We start from the raw sequence: 18,351 nt of genomic DNA on the forward strand, positions 1-18,351 counted from the left end.
AGGGGCGATGGATTGCTGATCGGCGAGGGCGCCGTCAGGACACAATTGCGATATTAATGACACAAAGTGTCATATGCAAGCGATGTGTCATCTCCAATATCAGTTCAGGCAATGTGGCCCAGTGCAAACCGTTATGGCCCGCATACGCAACTGGTATTACTTGCTCCGGCTGCACGCTGTTTAGCATCGACCGGGTCTTAACCGCGACGAGAACAACAACGTGAACCTCGCAACCCTAACCAGTCGAAGTGCCAGATACTGGCCGGAACGTTTGGCGGTGATCGACCGCCACACCCGGCTTACCTTTGCCCAGCTTGAACAGCGGACCAATCAGTTGGCCTCGGCCTTGTTGGCCCATGGCATCGCCACCGGCGAACATGTCGCGATCCTGGCTCCCAACCGGGTCGAACTGGTGGAGGCGGAGGTGGCTTTCTACAAGGCCGGCCTGGTCAAGGTCCCGGTCAATGCACGCCTGGCGCTGGATGAAGTGATCCAGGTACTGAACGACGCCTGCAGCGTCGCGCTGATCGCCGACCCACAAGCTGCCGAGGCCTTGCTGGCGCGCAGGCAGGAGGTGCCTGCGCTGCGCCTGATCGTTACCCTCGGCGAGCAGGGCGGTGACATCGGCTACGCCGCACTGCTGGCCCAGGGCAGCAGCCAGCCAGTCAGTTGCGACCTGCCTGACGAAGCACTGGCCGTGTTGCACTACACCTCGGGCAGTTCCGGTGTGCTCAAGGCAGCAATGCTCAGTGTCGGCAACCGCAAGGCGCTGATCCGCAAGAGCATCGCCAGCCCCACGCGGCGTGCCGGCCCAGGCGACATCATGGCCCATGTCGGCCCCATCACCCATGCCAGCGGCATGCAGCTGATGCCGCTGCTGGCGGTGGGCGCCTGCAACCTGTTGCTGGATCGCTACGATGACCAGTTGCTGCTCGAGACCATCCAGCGCGAGGGCGTGACCCGGTTGTTCCTGGTACCGGCCATGATCAACCGTCTGGTCAATTTCCCCGGGGTCGAGCGCTATGACCTGAGCAGCCTGCGCCTGGTGATGTATGGCGCAGCGCCAATGGCGCCAGCGCTCGTCAAGCGGGCCATCGAGGTGTTCGGGCCGATATTGGCCCAGGGCTACGGCGCTGGCGAAACCTGCTCGCTGGTGACGGTGCTGACCGAGCAGGACCACCTGTGCGAAGACGGCGACTACCGCCGGCTGGCCTCGTGCGGACGATGCTACTTCGAGACCGACCTGCGTGTAGTGAACGACGATTTTAGCGACGTCCAGCCAGGCGAGGTGGGCGAGATCGTGGTCAAGGGCCCGGACATCATGCAGGGCTACTGGCGCGCACCGCACCTTACCGCCGAGGTGATGCGTGACGGCTACTACCTCACCGGCGACCTGGCCACAGTGGACCAGCAGGGCTACGTGTTCATCGTCGACCGCAAGAAGGAAATGATCATTTCCGGCGGCTTCAACATCTACCCCAGCGAAGTCGAGCAGGTGCTCTACAGCCTGCCGCAAGTGTTCGAGGCCGCCGTGGTGGGCGTGCCCGACGAGCAGTGGGGCGAAGCGGTGCGTGCAGTGATCGTGCTCAAGCCTGGCATGCAGCTGCAGGAACACGAGGTGATCGAACATTGTGCCCAGGCCCTTGCCGGGTTCAAGAAACCGCGCGGGGTGGACTTCGTCAGCGAGCTGCCGAAGAACCCCAACGGCAAGGTGGTGCGCCGCCTGATTCGAGACGCCTACTGGCAAAACAGCGAACGCCGCATTTGACCTGAGGAATTGCCATGTACCAGCCAAGTGAAAAGGCCAGACAGATCATCGAGGCCATCGGCGGCTTCGTTCGCAACGAGATCCTGCCCCTGGAACAAAGCGCCGGCCTCAGCTGGGCCGAGCCCCACCCGCGTGAAGTGCTGCAGCAGGTGTGGCAGCGCTCGTGCGAGCAGGGCTTCTACAACATCATGCTGCCTGAAACGATCGGTGGTGCAGGATTGAGCGTGTCCGATTTATGTGCGGTGAAAGAGGCCACGGTGCTGACTGGCTCCATGCTGGCGCCGCATATTCTCGGCGAGCTTTCCGGGCCGCCGCGTGTTGGCCACCTGTTCAAGGTGGCCAGCCCAACCCAGGTCGAGGCATTCCTGCAGCCGGTGTGCCGGGCCGAAAAGGCCGTGTGCTTCGCGCTGACCGAAAGTGAAGCCGGGTCCGATGCCACGGCGATCAGGACTACCGCCCGGCTTGAAGGCGAGTACTACGTGCTGAGCGGGGCCAAGCGCTACATTTCCGGTGCACCTTATGCCGAAATCGCGGTACTGCTCGCGGTCACTGGTCCCGGGCGCGGCGCCCAAGGCATCTCGGCATTCTTTGTCGAGCTGGATGCACCGGGAGTGCGGGTAGAAAGCGATTACTCGGTCATGTCCGGCGGCGGCGCCCATGGCGACATCCTTCTCGATGAGGTACGGGTGCCGGTGGCCAACCGCATTGGCGAGGAAGGGCAGGGCTTCAAGCTGGCAATGGGCCGCATCACCCTCAATCGTCTGCTGCATTGTCCAACCATGCTGGGCCTGGCGGGGCTGGCGCTGAACCTGTCGATCGACTACGCCCGCACGCGCAAGCAGTTTGGCCAGCCGATCGCGATGTTCCAGTCGATCAATCACATGATCGCCGACATGGCCACCGAGCTGCATGCGGCACGCAGCATGGTCTATGCCACTGCCGCGCTGAATGACGCCGGTGGCGATATCCGTACCCAGGCGCCGATGTGCAAGCTGTTCGTATCGGAAACGGCCTTCCGTATCGCCGACCGTGCCGTGCAGATTCATGGGGGGGCCGGGCTGTTGCGGGGCAACCCGGTGGAGTGGATTTTCCGTGCGACCCGTATGATGCGCATTCTTACCGGAACCAGCGAAATCCAGCGCAACACCATTGCCAAGGGCGTGCTCATGCCCGAGCAGTGAACTGCACACCCGGCCTCGATTGGCCGGGCTCTCCCACAAGAACAATAAGAGAGATCGACATGACTCATACTGACTCCCCCGCGCGTGCAGGCACGGCCTGGATGATTGCGGTACTGCTGGCGATGCTTATGTTGGTGAACTTCCTGGACAAGGTGGTCATCGGCCTTGTAGCGGTACCCATGTCCAGGGAACTGGGTTTGTCCCCGGCCGAGTTCGGCCTGGTAGGCGGCGCGTTGCACTGGTTCTTCGCCATCTCTGCGGTGGTCGGCGGCTTCATGGCCAACCGCCGGCCGACCCGCACGCTGCTGTTGGGCATGGGCGCGTTCTGGGCACTGATCCAGTTGCCCATGCTGTTCGTCACCTCCCTGTGGGCGATTGTCGCTTGCCGGGTGTTGCTGGGCATCGGCGAAGGGCCGGCGTCACCGGTGGCTACCCATGCCTTGTACAAGTGGTTCCCCAACGACCGGCGCAACCTGCCGGTGGCGCTGTTGCATACCGGTAGTGCACTGGGGCTGCTGGTGGCAGGCGCAATGATTCCATGGATCAGCGTGCACTATGGCTGGCGCATGAACTTCATCGTGCTGGCTCTGATCGGCGCGGCGTGGTGCGCGCTGTGGTGGGCATTGGGGCGTGAGGGTACGCTTGACCGCATCCGCCCCGGCCAGCTCAAGGAAGAGCAGGCGCACATCGCCTACCGTCGTCTGCTCGGCGACCGCACGGTGCTGGGCAATTACCTGTGCCACTTCGCCGCCAATTGGTCGCTGGCCCTGACCTTGACCTGGGTGCCGAGCTACCTGGAAACCGGGCTGGGCATCGACCCGATCATGACCGGCCGGGTGTTCGTGCTGTTCGTGGTGGTGACCACGCCGCTGAGCCTGTTCATGGCGTGGCTGTCGCAGCGCATGATGCGCGCCGGGGTGGCGACGCGCTGGTCGCGCGGGGCCTTCGTCTCTCTGTGCCTGATTGCCAGCGGGTTGCTGTCGGCGGCGTTGTTCCTGCCGGGTCTGGGCAATGTCGAGCGAATCATGAGCCTGACCTTCAGCGGCGGGCTGGCGCTGGTCATGTACTCGGTGGGGCCAGCCATGCTGGCGGAGTTCACGCCTAGCGGGCAGCGTGGCGGCATTCTGGCTATCGGCAATGGTATCGCTTCGCTGGCAGGGCTGGCGGCACCCGTAGTCACGGGTTTGCTGGTGCAGGGCGCCGGAGCCGACCACCCGGCAGGGTATGGCCAGGGCTTCCTGGTGTGCGGGGCGGTGCTGGTGATCGCCGGGTTGACCGGGCTGGTGTGGATGGACCCGCAGAAAACCCGCCAACGGCTGCTGCAGGTGGACACGGCTGCGCTGGCCCGGGCCTGAGCTGCGCTGCGTTCAGAGGCTCTGCTGCGGCAGTGGAGCACGCTCGATCAGGGTGCCTCTCCAGCGCTCGCTGCGCACCGCATCCACCAGCAGCCCGCGCACCAGGTCGCGCATGCAGGCGGCGGCGAATGACAGTGGCTTGTGTTGCGAATGGGCCAGGGCAATGGTACGGGTGATGCGCGGTTCCACGATCAGCCGCGCACTGGCCGGGGCTGCCAGGTCCAGCAAGGGCGGCCAGTTGCTGATGGTCGCCGCCAGGCCGGCACGTACCAGGCTGGTTATGCCGGGTGCCGACTGCTGTTCATAGCTTGAATCCAGCGTCACGCCGGTTTCCATGGCCGCCTGCTCGATGCGCCTGCGCAGGTGCAGGCTGCGCGGCGGCATCACCAGCCGGCTCGACGCTGCCTCGGCCAGAGTGATTGGTGAGTCGTCCGGACCATGCGCAGGCAGGCCTACCCAGTACAGGTCTTCGGAGAACACGGGTTCGGCAACCACGTGCGCCAGCTCTTCGGCGTTGGGCACCACACCGAAATCCACCTTGCCCAGCTCGATCGCCTGGCCGCCTTCGCGGCTCAAGCCGTCCCATACGGTGAGCTTGATGCCGGGAAAGCGTGCCTGCGCCTGGGTGATGATGGCTGGCAACAGCAACGCCGAAGCCGTGGCCGGAATCGAGATGGCCACGTGGCCCTTGGGGTTGCCCCGGCTGGATTTGAGTTCGTCCTTGACCGAATCGAGCTTCTGTATCACCGAGCGTGCCACCTCGTACAGCTGGCGCCCTGCATCGGTCAGCTCGATGCCGTCATGCTGGCGCGCCAGCAATTGCATTTCCAGTTCGCTTTCCAGCAGGCCTATCTGACGGCTCAATGCCGGCTGGGCAATGAACGCGTGCCGCGCGGCGTTGGAGAAACTGCCGGCTTCGACAATGGCAATCAGGTAACGCAGCTGTTTCAAAGTCATGGCAATTCTCAGGCTATGCCGAAGTGGTATGGCAACTATCGGGAGACGTTATTTGTTCCGGTCTGGTGGCCTACTTAGTATCAGGGAACACCGAATCGAGGATAACAGAAACGTTCGCTTATTTACCCAAGCCCTTTCATACAAGCCTTTGCGCCGTGTTACGGCGCTAACTCGCAACTCACTCTCGAATAAACACAATAAGAGGTTAAGAGTGATGGCATTCCGTACTTCTGGTCTTTCGGGGCCGTTGTCGTTGCTTGCATCTGCACTTTTTTCTATGCCTGCCCTGGCCGTGCAATTTAATCTTGGAGCGTTTGAAGGACAGTTTGATTCAGCGCTTTCGTTTGGCACCAGCATTTCCACTGCCAACCCGGACCCGGCTTTGCACAATAGTGCAAACAGTGATGACGGCCGCCTGAACTTTGCCTCGGGTGATGTGTTTTCGGCAGTGTTCAAAGGTACCCATGATCTGGAGCTCAAACATGCCAACCTGGGTGTGTTCCTGCGTGGCTCCTACTGGTACGACACGGCGCTGCGTGACCATGACCAGCGCCTCAAGGCGGTCGAGGACAACAACCGCAAGCGCTCGGCCAAGACCGCAGGTACACAGTTGCTCGACGCCTTCGGCTACTACCTCTACGACATCGATGGCCAGCCAGGCTCGGTAAGGCTGGGCAAGCAGGTGGTGAACTGGGGCGAGAGCACCTTCATCCAGGGCGGGCTGAACGTCATCAATCCCTTCAACCTGGCGGCGTTGCGCCGCCCAGGTTCGGAGGTGAAGGACGCGCTGGTACCGGTGAACCTGTTCTATTTCACTCAAAACCTGACCGAGGCGTTGTCGGTCGATGGCTTCTACCAGCTGGACTGGGACCAGACCCAGCTCGACAACTGCGGCACGTTCTTCTCCAACAACGACTTCCTGCCCGATGGTTGCGATGGCCTGGACGTGGGGGCCAGGTTGCTTGGCAACCCGGCTGCCGTGGCCGGCCTTGCACCGTTTGGCGTGAACCTGACCAGCGAAGGCGTGCGCATACCCCGGGGCAGTGACCAGGATGCCCGCGACGGCGGGCAGTGGGGCGTTTCGCTGCGCTGGTACGTGGCGGCGCTGGACACCGAGTTCGGTGCCTACGCTGCCAACTATCACAGCCGCACGCCTTATCTGGGGACGGTCAGCAGCCCATACTTCGACAACAGCCGCTTCGCCCCACAGTTGTGCGCCAACCTGGGCATTGGCCCGGCCGGCTGTGCCGGGTTTCTCGGTTCCGCTGCCGGTCAGTCGCTGGCCGGCGCATTGCGCCTGGGTACCTCCCAGTACCGCGTGCAGTACCCCGAGGACATCCGCATGTACGGTTTGTCGTTCGCCACCACCCTGCGCAGCGGTACGGCTCTGCAGGGTGAGCTGAGTTACCGGCCGAATATGCCCATGCAGCTCAACGGTACCGACATCATCCAGTCACTGCTCAATGTCGAGGGGCGTTCGCCTTTGCTGGGCGACGGGCTGCGGCCAGACAGCGCCAGCACCTTGTTCGATGGCTACCGGCGCAAGGAGGTGACCCAGCTTCAGGTCACCGCCGTGCATGCCTTCAGCCAGGTACTGGGGGCCAACCAGATGCTGCTGGTGGGCGAGGCCGGGGCCACCTACGTCGGCGGGCTGGAGGGCGGCACAGGCCCGCGTTACGGCCGCTCGGGTACCTTCAACAGTGGCGAACTGGCGGACAACAGCGTATGCCGGGCGATTTCCAAGACGCCAGAGCACTGCAACGACCAAGGCTTCATGACCCCGTTCTCCTGGGGCTACCGGCTACGCGCCACCTTGACCTACCCCAACGTGATCGCCGGCTTCGACCTGCGGCCAAACCTGTCCTGGTCGCACGATGTGCACGGTACAGGCCCGGTGGAGGGCTCGGCTTTCAGCGAAGGCTCCAGGGCCATTAGCGTCGGGCTGGATGCGACGCTTGCCAGCACCTACAGCCTGAGCCTGTCGTACACCGACTTTATCGACGGCGATTATGGCACCCGTGGCGACCGGGACTTTGTCTCGCTGAGCCTGGGCGTCACCTTCTGAGGGCATGATGATGAAAATGCGAATGCTGATGATCGGCCTGTTCTGGGCCAGCGCCGGGTTGGCTGCAGCAGGCCTGCCTGACAACCTGACCCCTGTGGGCGCTGAACGTGCAGCCAGCCCGGACGGCCGTATCCCGGCCTGGCAAGGCGGGTTGACAGTAGCCCAGCAGCGCTTGGGCGACAACGGCACGCCGCTGGATCCGTATGCCGCCGAGCAGCCACTGTACCGGATCACGGCGGCCAACTATCGGCTTTACCAGAGCCAGCTTTCCGACGGCCAGGTAGCTTTGCTCAAGCGCTTCCCGCAAACCTTCGAACTGCCGGTCTACCCTACCCATCGCAGCGTGGCGGTGCCTGCCGGAGTCGCCGCCTCGGCCGCCCGCAACGCAGTGCAGGTGCAGCTGGATGACCAGGGCAACGGGCTGCGCGGGTTCAGTGGCGTGATTGCGTTTCCTCGGCCGGACAATGGCCTGGAGGTGATCTGGAACCACCTGACCCGGCACCGCAATGCCAGCTACATTCAGATGTCCGACAGCGTCACACCGCTCAAGAACGGCCGCTTCGTGCTGATGAGCGCGCGCCAGGACCTGGCCCGCCCGGAAGGCCTGAGCGGGCTGGGTGCAAGCAATGTGCTGTATTACTTCACCTACCGCATGATGGCACCATCACGGCTTGCCGGTGATGCCATGGTGGTCCATGAAACCCTTGACCAGGTAGCCGAGCCCCGCTTGTCCTGGGTCTACAGTGCCAGTCAGCGGCGTGTACGGCGCGCGCCGAGCATCGCCTACGACACCACCGGGCCAGGCACTGCCGGCCTGCGTACTGCCGACAGCCGCGACATGTTCAATGGCGCCCCCGACCGTTACGAATGGAAGTTGCTGGGCAAGCAGGCCCTGCATGTGCCCTACAACAGCTACCGCCTGGCATCGCCCGAGCTGAGCTATGCCGAGCTGATCAAACCTGGCCATGTCAATCCGGCGCCCACCCGCTACGAGCTGCATCGGGTGTGGGTGGTGGAGGCGACTCTGAAGCCCGGCGCACAGCACATCTACGCCAAGCGACGCTTCTATGTGGACGAAGACACCTGGGCCATTCTCGAAACCGACAGCTACGATGCTGGCGGCCAGCTGTGGCGTACATCACAGGCCCACAGCTTTTACCACCCGGGCGGCGAGGTGGCGGTCAACGCAATGGAGGTCACCTATGACCTCAAGAGTGGCCGCTACCATGCGTCAGGGCTGATCAACGAGCAGCGTCGCCCGTTTGACTTCAATGTTCGCACCAGCCTTTCGTATTTCTCTCCCGGCGCTTTGCGCAGCTTTGGCGTGCGCTGATGGACGTGTTCGAACCACGGCCGGACTGGACTCGGCGCCTGCTGGGGCAAGGCGAGGCGCCCGACCCTCGTTTCACCCTGGCCAACGAGCGCACGTTCCTGGCCTGGATCCGTACCGCGCTGGCGTTGCTGGGAGGTGCTATTGCCATCGAGACCTTTGCCGGCCAGGCCCTGCAGGCGCCGCTTCGGCTTTGGCTGGTCGGCGGCCTGATGTTGTTGAGCACGCTGCTGAGCGCCGGCGCCTGCCTGCGCTGGCTGCGGGTGGAGCGTGCCTTGCGCCAACGCCGGCCATTGCCGCTGCCAGCGCTGGTGCCGATGTTGGCACTGGGTTGCCTGGTCGCGGCATTGATGGCCGCTGCCGTGTTGTGGCCGCGTTGGCATGCTTGACCCGGGTTTGCAGGCCGAACGCACCGAACTGGCCTGGCGGCGTACCTGGCTGGCGCTGGTGGCAGTCGCGGGGCTGGCTTTGCGACAGGGCGACCTGCCGCTGGCCGCACTGGTGGGCTGCGCAACGCTGATGCTGTTGGCCCGCCAGGGGCGGCGCTACAGCGAGGGCCTGGCGATGTTGCGCGCCGAGCGCGGTCAGCCTGCGATTCTGCCGGTATTGGCGCTGGGTGGCGGGGTGTGCCTGATGGCGCTGGCAGGGTTGTACCGCTTGGCGAACGGGGGCTGAAACCTCTCCCACAGGTACAATGTGAGTCTGAAAGCCAAGACGGTACCGGTGGGAGCGGGCTTGCTGGCGAAGACGCCGGGGCTCAAGGGGTCACGATGTTGAAACGGGAATCGGCGTTCTCCAGGCCGCCCATGAAGCGCAGGAACTTCACCCGCTCACCCTCGATGGAGATTTCGCCCAGGGTGGCCTCCTTGAGGAACCCGGTCTGCTTCAGGGCAATGCGGTCCAACGTCTGTTTGCTCATGCTCACCTGCACATCGGCCTGGGCGTGACGAGTCAGGTCGCGATGGGTGAGCACGCCGTTGCGCAGGGTCAGGGCGTAATCTTCGCCCAGGTCGGTGAAGCGCCAGTTGATGCTAAGGTCGCTATCCGCCGCCTTGAAGGCATCCACTCGTACCCCCAGGTAATCGAAGAACAGGCTGGGTGTCAGTGCCCGCACCATGTCGTCGGCATTGCCGCCACTGCCGGTGGCGGCGGCTACTCCACCGCGCAGCTCCTGGGCGCCGCTGAGGTAGGCGTTGCGCCAGGTAGCGTTCTCGCTTTGGTAACCCAGCTGTTCCAGCGCATCGGCCTGGAGCTCGCGCGCTGCGGTATTGCCCGGCTCGGCGAATACCAGATGGTTCACCAGCTGCGCGACCCAGCGGTAGTCACCTTCGGCAAAGGCTTGGCGTGCCTGGGACAGCACCTGATCGGCGCCACCCATTGCCGCCACGTAGCGCTTGCCGGCAGCTTGCGGCGGGAGTGGGTCGAGGTTGGCCGGGTTGCCATCGTAAAAGCCCATGTAGCGTTGGTAGACCGCACGGACGTTATGGCTGAGCGAGCCATAGTAGTCGCGGCTGTACCACTTGCTGGCCAGGCGCGGCGGAAGGCTGGCCAGGCTCTGGGCGATTTCCATCGGTGTCTGGCCCTGGTTGATCAGGCGCAAGGTCTGGCTATCGATGAAGGCATACATGTCACGCTGGTCGGCCAGGTATTCGCGGATTGCCGGCCCGCCCCAGGTCGGCCAGTGATGCTGGGCAAACACCACCTCGGCCTGGTCGCCGTAACGCAACAGCGATTGGTCCAGGTAGTGCGCCCAGACTTTCGGGTCGCGCACCAGCGCCCCGCGCAGGGTCAGCACATTGTGCTGCACGTGGGTGGCGTTCTCGGCCATGCACAATGCCTTGAGCCCAGGGAAGTAGATGTTCATCTCCGCTGGCGCTTCGGTGCCCGGGGTCAACTGGAACTCTACCTCCACGCCGCTGAGGGTCATGCGTTGCAGCGGTTGGCTGATTTCCAGCGTCGGCGCTATCAGGCTGACGGTGGCATTGGCCGGCACCCCTTTGCCCAGGCCGGCATCCACCTGGCCGCGTGGCCCGCGGGGCAGTGGGGCGCCGTACATGTACTGGGCGCGGCGTTTCATGGCCGGACCGGCCAGCACGTTCTCGCCGATGGCATGCTCGAAGAAGCCTTCAGGTGCAATGACCTGGACCTTGCCGGCCTTGACGTCCGCCTCGTCGATCACCCCGCGCGCGCCGCCGAAGTGGTCGATGTGTGGGTGGGTGTAGATGAGCGTGGTCACCGGCTTGCGCGGGCGGTGCCGGAAATACATCTCAAGGCCAGCCCTGGCGGTTTCGACGGCCAGCAGCGGATCGAGCACGATCAGCCCGTCTTGGCCTTCGATGATGGTCATGTTGGCCAGGTCCAGGCCGCGAACCTGGTAGATGCCTTCGGTGACCTTGAACAGCCCGGCGATGGTGTTCAGCTGGGCGATGCGCCACAGGCTCGGGTTTACCGTGGCCGGGGCCTGCGCCGGGTCGAGAAAACGGTACTGGCCCAGGTCCCACACTGTCTTGCCATCGGCGGTCGCGACCGGCCCGTCGAAGCGCTCGATCAGCCCGCGCCGGGCCGCCTCGTAATCCCGGTGGTCATCGAAGGGCAGGCGTTGCAGCCATTGCTGGTTGCTGGCCTGGGTGGCCGGGGTGGCGTCCTTTGCCGCCGTAGTGGCCAGGCTCGGGAGGGGCGCCAGCAGGGCGAGCGCCAGCATCGACAGTGGGAAGCGCATGGTGTGTCCTTGTTGTTATCGGGGCGGACCACTGTAGGGGACCGGTTCGGGCACCGGCCAATACCAGAGCGGCATGGTTGCCATCGCATTTGCTGATGGCCTCAGGCAGGCGGGAGCTCCAGGATCTGCTCCACCAGCCAGGCAAGGGCGGGGTCGTGCCGGCGGTGGGTCAGGTGCACCAGTTCCAGCTCGAACGGCTCCAGGGCAAAGGGCAGTTCGTGCACCGTGAGGGGCAGCAACTTCGCGAACTGCTGTGCAAGTTGCCGCGGCAGCACCACGCACATCTCGGTGGCGGCAGCCAGATGCGCGGCTTGCAGGTAGTTGGGAGTGGTGTACGCAATTTGCCGGGTCAGGCCTTGTTCGGCCAGCCATTGGTCGACCATGCCCCGGGTCTGGCCACCGTGTACCCAGATATGCCGCAAGCCGAGGAACGCCTGAAGGTCCAGCGCCTGGTCCGGCGCCAGTTGCGGATGCTTCTGGCGCAGCGCGACTTGCAGGGTTTCACGCCGCCAGGGGCGACGGCTGAAGCGTGCCGGCACCTCGTCGAAGCGCCCCAGTACCAGATCGAGGTCGCCGCGGTCCAGCGCTTCGGCCGGCAGGTTGGGAGCCAGGTGCACCACATCGATGCGCAAGTGTGGGGCCAGTACCTGCAGGCGTGCCAGCAGCGGTGGCATGCACAGCTGTTCGACGAAGTCGGTGAGGGCGATGCGCAGTTGACGGTGGCTGCGCTGTGGCTCGAAGGCATCGCCGGTGGCCAGGGTCTGCTCGATCTGTTGCAGGGCCGCTCGAATCGGCCCTTCCAGTGCCAGTGCTCGCGGCGTAGGGCGCATGCGCCGGCCAACACGAACCAGCAGCGGGTCGCCCAGCTGGTCGCGCAGCCGCGCCAGGGCGTTGCTTACCGTGGGCTGGGTCAGGGCCAGTCGTTCAGCCGCCCGCGAGACATTTTGCTCGCGCAGCAGCATGTCGAAGACCCGTAACAGGTTCAGATCGAAGTTGGAAATATTCATGGCCAGAATATATGGCATACGAAATGGAAATTTCAAAAATACCTGCGGCCTGCTTAGGGTGATGCCTGTCCTCATACCTACAACAAGCAGGAGCGTTGCGCGTGAATACCCCCTTTCCGATCAACCAGGTGGCCGTGATAGGCGCAGGTACCATGGGCCGCGGCATCGTCATCAGCCTCGCCAGTGCCGGCCTGTCGGTGCTGTGGCTCGACAGCAACGCATCAGCCCTGGACGCTGGCCTGAGCATGGTCAGCCAGGCCTGGGCCCAGCAGGTGGAAAAGCAGCGTGTCACCCAGGCCGAGGCCGAAGCCTGCCTGGCGCGCGTGCAGGCGGTGGATGGCTACACCGCGCTGGCCCAGGCCGATCTGGTGATCGAGGCGGTGTATGAAAGCCTTGAACTCAAGCAGGAAATCTTCCGAGCCCTGGATCAGTACCTCAAACCTGAGGCGATCCTGGCCAGCAATACCTCGGCGCTGGACATCGACGCGATCGCGGCGGTGACCCAGCGACCGTCGCGGGTGCTGGGCCTGCATTTCTTCAGCCCCGCGCATGTCATGAAGCTGCTCGAGATAGTGCGCGGCGTGCACACCGACCAGGCGGTGCTCGATACCGCCCTGGCGCTGGGCGAACGCCTGGGCAAAGTGGCGGTAGTGGCCGGCAACTGCCCGGGTTTCATCGGTAACCGCATGCTGCGCAGTTATGTGGCCGAAGCGCGCAAGTTGCTGCTCGAAGGCGCGCTGCCGCACCAGGTGGATGCGGTGCTGCAACAGTTCGGTTTTGCCATGGGCCCGTTCCGCATGTACGACGTGGTAGGCATCGACCTGGAATGGCGCGCCCGTCAGCTGGCCAGGCAGGGTATGCACGATCCGCTGGTGCAAGTGGACAATGCGCTGTGCGATCTGGGCCGGCTGGGTCAGAAGACCGGGAAGGGCTATTACCGTTATGCACCTGGCAGCCGCCAGGCCGAGCATGACCCCGAGGTCGACGCCCTGGTGCTCAAGGTTTCCAACGACCTGGGTTACCGTCGCCGGGGCATCAGTGCGGAGGAAATCGTCGAGCGCTGCCTGCTGGCGCTGGTCAACGAGGGGGCCAGGATTCTGCAGGAAGGCATCGCTGCCGACAGCACCGACATCGACCGGGTGTGGCTCAACGGCTATGGCTTCCCGGCGGCCACTGGTGGCCCGATGCGCTGGGCCGATGACCAGGGTGCAGCATTCATCCTGGCCCGGCTGGAGTACCTGCAAAGCGTACTGGGCGAGCATTGGCGCCCGGCCGGCCTGCTCTACTCGATGGTGGCCAAGGGCAAGCGCTTCGACCAGCTGGCGGAGGCTCAGGCATGAATTACCAGGCTCCCTTGCGCGACATGCGCTTCGTGCTGCACGAACTGTTCGACGTTGCCGGCCATTGTCGGCAGCTGGGCATCGATCTGGACCGCGACACCCTCGACGGCATCCTGGAAGAGGCCGCGCGTTTTACCGGCGAAGTCGTCGCTCCTCTCAACCGCAACAGTGACGAGCAGGGCTGCCAGTTGGCCGGGGGGGAGGTCACCACGCCCGACGGTTTTCGCGACGCCTACCGGCAATACGTCGCCCATGGTTGGGCCAGCATGACCGGCCCGCAGGCTTACGGCGGACAAGGCCTGCCGCAAATGGCCTCGGCCAGTTTCCACGAAATGCTGATGGCCGCGTCGTTGTCGTTCCGCATCTATTCCGGCCTCACCGAAGGCGCCGTGCTGGCCCTGCATCGCCATGGCAGCCCGGCGCTGCAGCAGGCCTACCTGGCGCCCATGGTCAGTGGCGAGTGGGCCGGTACCATGTGCCTCACCGAACCGCAGGCCGGCACCGACCTGGCCTTGCTGCGCACCCGCGCCCAGCCGCAGGTCGACGGCTCCTATCGCATCACTGGCAGCAAGATCTTCATCAGTGGCGGCGAGCAGGACCTGACCGACAACATCATTCATCTGGTGCTTGCCCGCCTGCCCGATGCGCCTGCCGGGGTGCGGGGCATCAGCCTGTTCCTCGTGCCCAAGCTGCTGCCGGGTGGCGAGCGCAACGCGCTGGGTTGTGGTGCGCTTGAGCACAAGATGGGCATCAAGGGTGCCTCGACTTGCGTGATGAATTTCGACGGTGCCCTGGGATGGCTGGTGGGTGAGGCCAACCAGGGCCTGGCGTGCATGTTCACCATGATGAACGACGCCCGTTTCCAGGTCGGCCTGCAAGGGCTGGGCATTGCCGAGGCGGCTTTCCAGGGTGGCCTGGCCTATGCTCGCGAACGCTTGCAATCGCGCGCGCTGACAGGCCCGGTTGCGGCGGACAGGCCGGCCGATCCGATCATCGTCCACCCGGATGTGCGACGCATGCTGCTGACCCAGAAGGCCCTCACCGAGGGCTGTCGCATGCTGGCTATCTACACGGCCCGGCAGCTTGACCTGGAGCACGCAGCGGCGGGCGATCAGGCACGCCAGGGCGCAGCCCGACGGGCGGCGCTGCTGATCCCGATCGTCAAGGCGTTCTTCACCGATGTCGGGCAGGAGGTCGCCAGCCTGGGCGTGCAACTGTACGGCGGGCACGGCTATATCCGCGAGTGGGGCATGGAGCAATTGATGCGTGATAGCCGCATCACCCAGCTCTATGAAGGCACCAACGGCATCCAGGCTCTCGACCTTGTGCGCCGCAAGCTGCTGGGCGATGGCGGGGCCGAGCTGAACCTTCTGGTCGATGAACTGGCCCTGCAGGTCGAGGCGGCTGGTGCCGGTGGTGGTCTGCATGCCATGGCGACAGCGGTCGGGCAGCGCCTGGAGGAATGGCGCGCACTAGCCGGCCATGTCGTCGAGGCTTGCCAGCATGACCCCCAGGAAATGGGCGCGGTCTCGGTGGACTTCCTGGCTTACTCGGCCTATGTGCTGCTTGCCGCGTTGTGGCTGCAGGCGGCCATGCGCGCCGAGGCGGCCCTGGCGGGTGGCAGTGCCGAGACGGGTTTCTATCGGGCCAAGCTGCACGCGGCGCAGTTCTACTGGCGACGTGTCCTGCCCCGTGCCACCGCCCACCGTGAAGCCCTGCTGGGCGGTGCAGATTGCCTCATGGCGCTGCCAGCGAGCGACTTTGCCTTTTAGCGCTCGGCCAACGACGACACAAGGAGAGCCAGATGCAGCCTTTCAGTTTTGCCACTACCGGACAGATACTCTGCGAAGCGGGCGCGGTGCAGCGCCTTGCCACTCTGTGCCGCGAGCGCGGCGCACGGCGTGTGCTGATCGTCAGTGACCCCGGTATCGCCCGCCTGGGCATGCTCGATGACCTGCTGCCGGGGTTCACGACGGCCAAGGTCGGCGTGGCGATCTTCAGCGAGGTCACCGCCGACCCCAGCGAAGCCTGTGTGCTGGCGGCCACCCAGCGGGCCCGGCATATCGGCGCCGACCTGGTGGTAGGCTTTGGCGGCGGCAGTTCGATGGATGTCGCCAAGCTGGTCGCGCTGCTGGCTCATCGTGACTGTACCCAGCCGCTTGCCGAGCTCTATGGCATAGACAAGGCCAAGGGCCGGCGCTTGCCGTTGATCCAGGTGCCGACCACGGCCGGCACCGGTTCGGAGGTGACGCCAATCGCCATCGTCACCACCGGCGCCACCAGCAAGATGGGCATCGTCTCGCCCCTGCTGTTGCCGGACCTGGCGGTACTTGATGCCGTGTGCACCCTCGGCCTGCCCCCCGCGGTAACCGCTGCGACCGGCATCGATGCGATGGTGCATGCCATCGAAGCCTATACCAGCCGTCTCAAGCGCAACCCGCTGTCGAGCCTGCTGGCCCGCGAGGCGCTGCGGCTGCTGGCGGAGAACCTGGACCAGGCCGTGCACAACGGCGGCAACCTGGATGCGCGCCAGGCCATGCTGCTCGGCGCCTGCCTGGCCGGCCAGGCGTTTGCCAATGCCCCGGTGGCGGCGGTACACGCCCTGGCTTATCCGTTGGGTGGGCACTTCCACATTCCCCATGGCCTGTCCAACGCACTGGTGTTGCCACATGTGCTGCGCTTCAACCTGCCCGTCGCGGTGACGGACTATGCCCAGCTGGCGGTGCCCCTGTTGGGCGCGCGGTTGCAGCCTGGCGACCTGCACCGGCAGGCTGATCAGTTCGTCGAGGAACTGGCTGTGCTGGGCGCCCGCTGCGGTTTGCCTGGGCGACTGCGCGATGCCGATGTTCCGCGCCATCGCCTGCCGCAACTGGCAGAAGATGCCATGCAACAGCAGCGCCTGCTGGTCAACAACCCGCGTGAAGTCACCCAGGCCGATGCACTGGCCATCTACGAGGCGGCCTACTGATGAGCGTGCATCGGCAACGTGACTATTATCGGCACTTCACGCCCATCGCCAACCGCTGGCATGACAACGACGCCTATGGGCACGTGAACAACGTGGTCTATTACGGCTTTTTCGACAGCGCCGTGAACCGCCTGCTGATCGAGCAGGGCGGACTGGATATCCACCACGGCGCGGCGATTGCGCTGGTGGTCAGCTCGGCCTGCGACTACCAGTCGCCTGTAGCGTTTCCGCAGGACATCGAGGTGGGCCTGGCGGTAAACCGGCTGGGCAACACCTCGGTGCAATACCAGTTGGCCGTTTTCATCCAGTGCCAATCCCTGGCCTGTGCCACCGGACGCTTCGTCCATGTGTTCGTCGACCGGCAGGGTCGACGCCCAGTCCCGGTGCCTGCCCGTTTGCGGCAGGTGTTGAGCGAATTGCAGCCCTTGTCCCCTGAGGAATTTCGACCATGAAAGACGCCGTGATCGTAGCCACTGCCCGTACACCCATCGGCAAAGCCATGCGTGGCGCCTTCAACGACCTGAAAACCCCCAGCATGACAGCCGTCGCCATTCGCGCAGCCGTCGAACGGGCTGGTATCGAGCCGGCGCAAGTGGAGGACCTGGTGCTGGGTACCGCCATGCAGAGTGGTACTGCCGCTATCAACCCTGGGCGTCTTTCGGCGCTGGCAGCCGGTTTGCCGCAGTCGGTCAGCGGGCAGACCCTCGACCGCCAGTGTGCGTCGGGCCTGATGGCCATCGCCACAGCGGCCAAGCAGATCATTGTCGATGGCATGCAGGTGACCATCGGCGCCGGCCAGGAGCAGATCAGCCTGGTGCAGCAGGTGCACAACCAGCTTGCCAGCGAGGCCTGTGACCCTGCCGTGCTGCGCATGAGCGAACACGCCTACATGCCGATGCTGCAAACCGCCGAGTTCGTCGCCCGCCGCTATGGCATCAGCCGGGATGCGCAGGATGCCTACGCCTTGCAGTCGCAGCAACGCACTGCTGCGGCGCAGGCGGCGGGGTTGTTCGCCGATGAAATCGTACCCGTCACGGCACGCAGGAAGGTGGTCGACAAACTGACCGGTGCGGTGAGCCATGAGCAAGTCTGCCTCAGCCAGGACGAAGGCAACCGGCCGGCGACCACCCTGGCAGACCTGCAAGGGTTGAAGCCAGTTGTCGAAGGCGGCTGCGTGACGGCTGGCAATGCCAGCCAGCTGTCTGATGGCGCCAGTGCCTGCGTGCTGATGGAAGGCGCCCTGGCCGCCCGCTCGGGCAGGGCGCCGCTGGGGCTGTATCGTGGCATCGCCGTGGCTGGGCTTGCGCCTGAAGAAATGGGTATCGGCCCTGTGCTGGCGGTGCCCAGGTTGCTGCGCCAGCACGGCCTGACGGTGGACGACATCGGCCTGTGGGAGCTGAACGAGGCGTTCGCCTGCCAGGTACTCTACTGCGCCCAGCGCTTGCAGATAGACCCTGCGAAGCTGAACGTCAATGGCGGTGCCATCGCCATCGGCCACCCCTACGGCATGAGCGGGGCGCGGATGGTGGGGCATGCGCTTCTGGAGGGCAAGCGGCGCGGTGTGAAGTACGTGGTGGTGACCATGTGCGTTGGCGGCGGGATGGGCGCGGCGGGGCTGTTCGAAGTGCTGTAGCAAAGGTTTGTCTGGCCAGCCCCGGGGC

At 64.7% G+C, this 18,351-nt stretch carries 15 protein-coding genes; 12 read left to right on the forward strand and 3 right to left on the reverse strand.

Going from position 1 to position 18,351, the window contains the following annotated elements; all coding sequences use genetic code 11:
- Nucleotides 1-220 precede the first annotated feature (220 nt).
- The 3 genes from ACK1U9_RS18190 to ACK1U9_RS18200 all read left to right on the forward strand — a co-directional run bounded on the left by ACK1U9_RS18190 (nucleotide 221) and on the right by ACK1U9_RS18200 (nucleotide 4,304).
- The gene (locus ACK1U9_RS18190) at nucleotides 221-1,768 is read left to right on the forward strand and encodes an AMP-binding protein (RefSeq protein ID WP_085601496.1); all 1,548 of its coding nucleotides are present in this window, start codon (nucleotides 221-223) and stop codon (nucleotides 1,766-1,768) included.
- Nucleotides 1,769-1,782: 14 nt separating this feature from the next.
- Nucleotides 1,783-2,949: an acyl-CoA dehydrogenase family protein gene (locus ACK1U9_RS18195; RefSeq protein ID WP_108481379.1), complete on the forward strand. Its 1,167-nt coding sequence runs from the start codon at nucleotides 1,783-1,785 to the stop codon at nucleotides 2,947-2,949.
- 101 nt (nucleotides 2,950-3,050) lie between these two features.
- Complete coding sequence (locus tag ACK1U9_RS18200; protein ID WP_046616310.1) at nucleotides 3,051-4,304, forward strand: MFS transporter; 1,254 nt, start codon at nucleotides 3,051-3,053, stop codon at nucleotides 4,302-4,304.
- Nucleotides 4,305-4,316: 12 nt separating this feature from the next.
- Here the strand turns inward: ACK1U9_RS18200 and ACK1U9_RS18205 are convergent, their stop codons facing one another.
- Nucleotides 4,317-5,261, reverse strand: coding sequence for a LysR family transcriptional regulator (locus ACK1U9_RS18205; RefSeq protein WP_046616309.1), 945 nt, complete (start codon nucleotides 5,259-5,261; stop codon nucleotides 4,317-4,319).
- Between the two features lie 214 nt (nucleotides 5,262-5,475).
- On the opposite strand from ACK1U9_RS18205, the gene ACK1U9_RS18210 reads away from it, so the two are divergent.
- The 4 genes from ACK1U9_RS18210 to ACK1U9_RS18225 are packed head-to-tail and all read left to right on the forward strand — an operon-like array spanning nucleotide 5,476 to nucleotide 9,331.
- The gene (locus ACK1U9_RS18210; protein WP_108481377.1) at nucleotides 5,476-7,326 is read left to right on the forward strand and encodes a DUF1302 domain-containing protein; all 1,851 of its coding nucleotides are present in this window, start codon (nucleotides 5,476-5,478) and stop codon (nucleotides 7,324-7,326) included.
- Between the two features lie 22 nt (nucleotides 7,327-7,348).
- A complete protein-coding gene (locus ACK1U9_RS18215; protein ID WP_108481376.1) occupies nucleotides 7,349-8,659 on the forward strand; it encodes a DUF1329 domain-containing protein in 1,311 nt (436 codons plus the stop codon).
- On the forward strand, nucleotides 8,659-9,045 hold the full coding sequence (locus ACK1U9_RS18220) for a YidH family protein (protein WP_046616306.1): 387 nt from the start codon (nucleotides 8,659-8,661) through the stop codon (nucleotides 9,043-9,045). The genes ACK1U9_RS18215 and ACK1U9_RS18220 overlap by 1 nt, the downstream gene beginning before the upstream one ends.
- Complete coding sequence (locus ACK1U9_RS18225) at nucleotides 9,038-9,331, forward strand: DUF202 domain-containing protein (RefSeq protein WP_108481375.1); 294 nt, start codon at nucleotides 9,038-9,040, stop codon at nucleotides 9,329-9,331. Before ACK1U9_RS18220 ends, ACK1U9_RS18225 begins: the two co-directional genes overlap by 8 nt.
- 82 nt (nucleotides 9,332-9,413) lie before the next feature.
- Here the strand turns inward: ACK1U9_RS18225 and ACK1U9_RS18230 are convergent, their stop codons facing one another.
- Together ACK1U9_RS18230 and ACK1U9_RS18235 are read right to left on the reverse strand one after the other, a co-directional pair.
- On the reverse strand, nucleotides 9,414-11,375 hold the full coding sequence (locus ACK1U9_RS18230) for an alkyl/aryl-sulfatase (RefSeq protein ID WP_153671706.1): 1,962 nt from the start codon (nucleotides 11,373-11,375) through the stop codon (nucleotides 9,414-9,416).
- A 101-nt stretch (nucleotides 11,376-11,476) separates the two neighbouring features.
- The gene (locus tag ACK1U9_RS18235; RefSeq protein WP_085601500.1) at nucleotides 11,477-12,400 is read right to left on the reverse strand and encodes a LysR family transcriptional regulator; all 924 of its coding nucleotides are present in this window, start codon (nucleotides 12,398-12,400) and stop codon (nucleotides 11,477-11,479) included.
- A gap of 83 nt (nucleotides 12,401-12,483) precedes the next feature.
- Here ACK1U9_RS18235 and ACK1U9_RS18240 point away from each other — a divergent pair, with 83 nt between their 5' ends.
- From ACK1U9_RS18240 to ACK1U9_RS18260, 5 genes are read left to right on the forward strand one after another with little or no spacing between them, the layout of a single operon-like run.
- Nucleotides 12,484-13,722, forward strand: a complete 1,239-nt coding sequence (locus ACK1U9_RS18240) for a 3-hydroxyacyl-CoA dehydrogenase (RefSeq protein WP_108481437.1) — start codon at nucleotides 12,484-12,486, stop codon at nucleotides 13,720-13,722.
- A complete protein-coding gene (locus ACK1U9_RS18245; RefSeq protein WP_108481438.1) occupies nucleotides 13,719-15,494 on the forward strand; it encodes an acyl-CoA dehydrogenase C-terminal domain-containing protein in 1,776 nt (591 codons plus the stop codon). Before ACK1U9_RS18240 ends, ACK1U9_RS18245 begins: the two co-directional genes overlap by 4 nt.
- 32 nt (nucleotides 15,495-15,526) lie before the next feature.
- Entirely contained in the window at nucleotides 15,527-16,690 is a 1,164-nt protein-coding gene (locus tag ACK1U9_RS18250) for an iron-containing alcohol dehydrogenase (protein WP_108481439.1), read from the forward strand.
- Nucleotides 16,690-17,142, forward strand: a complete 453-nt coding sequence (locus tag ACK1U9_RS18255; RefSeq protein ID WP_449110079.1) for an acyl-CoA thioesterase — start codon at nucleotides 16,690-16,692, stop codon at nucleotides 17,140-17,142. Before ACK1U9_RS18250 ends, ACK1U9_RS18255 begins: the two co-directional genes overlap by 1 nt.
- Nucleotides 17,139-18,323, forward strand: a complete 1,185-nt coding sequence (locus ACK1U9_RS18260) for an acetyl-CoA C-acyltransferase (protein ID WP_135002554.1) — start codon at nucleotides 17,139-17,141, stop codon at nucleotides 18,321-18,323. The genes ACK1U9_RS18255 and ACK1U9_RS18260 overlap by 4 nt, the downstream gene beginning before the upstream one ends.
- The last annotated feature ends 28 nt before the right edge of the window (nucleotides 18,324-18,351 follow it).

The sequence above is a fragment of the Pseudomonas sp. XP1 genome (genome assembly GCF_053557675.1).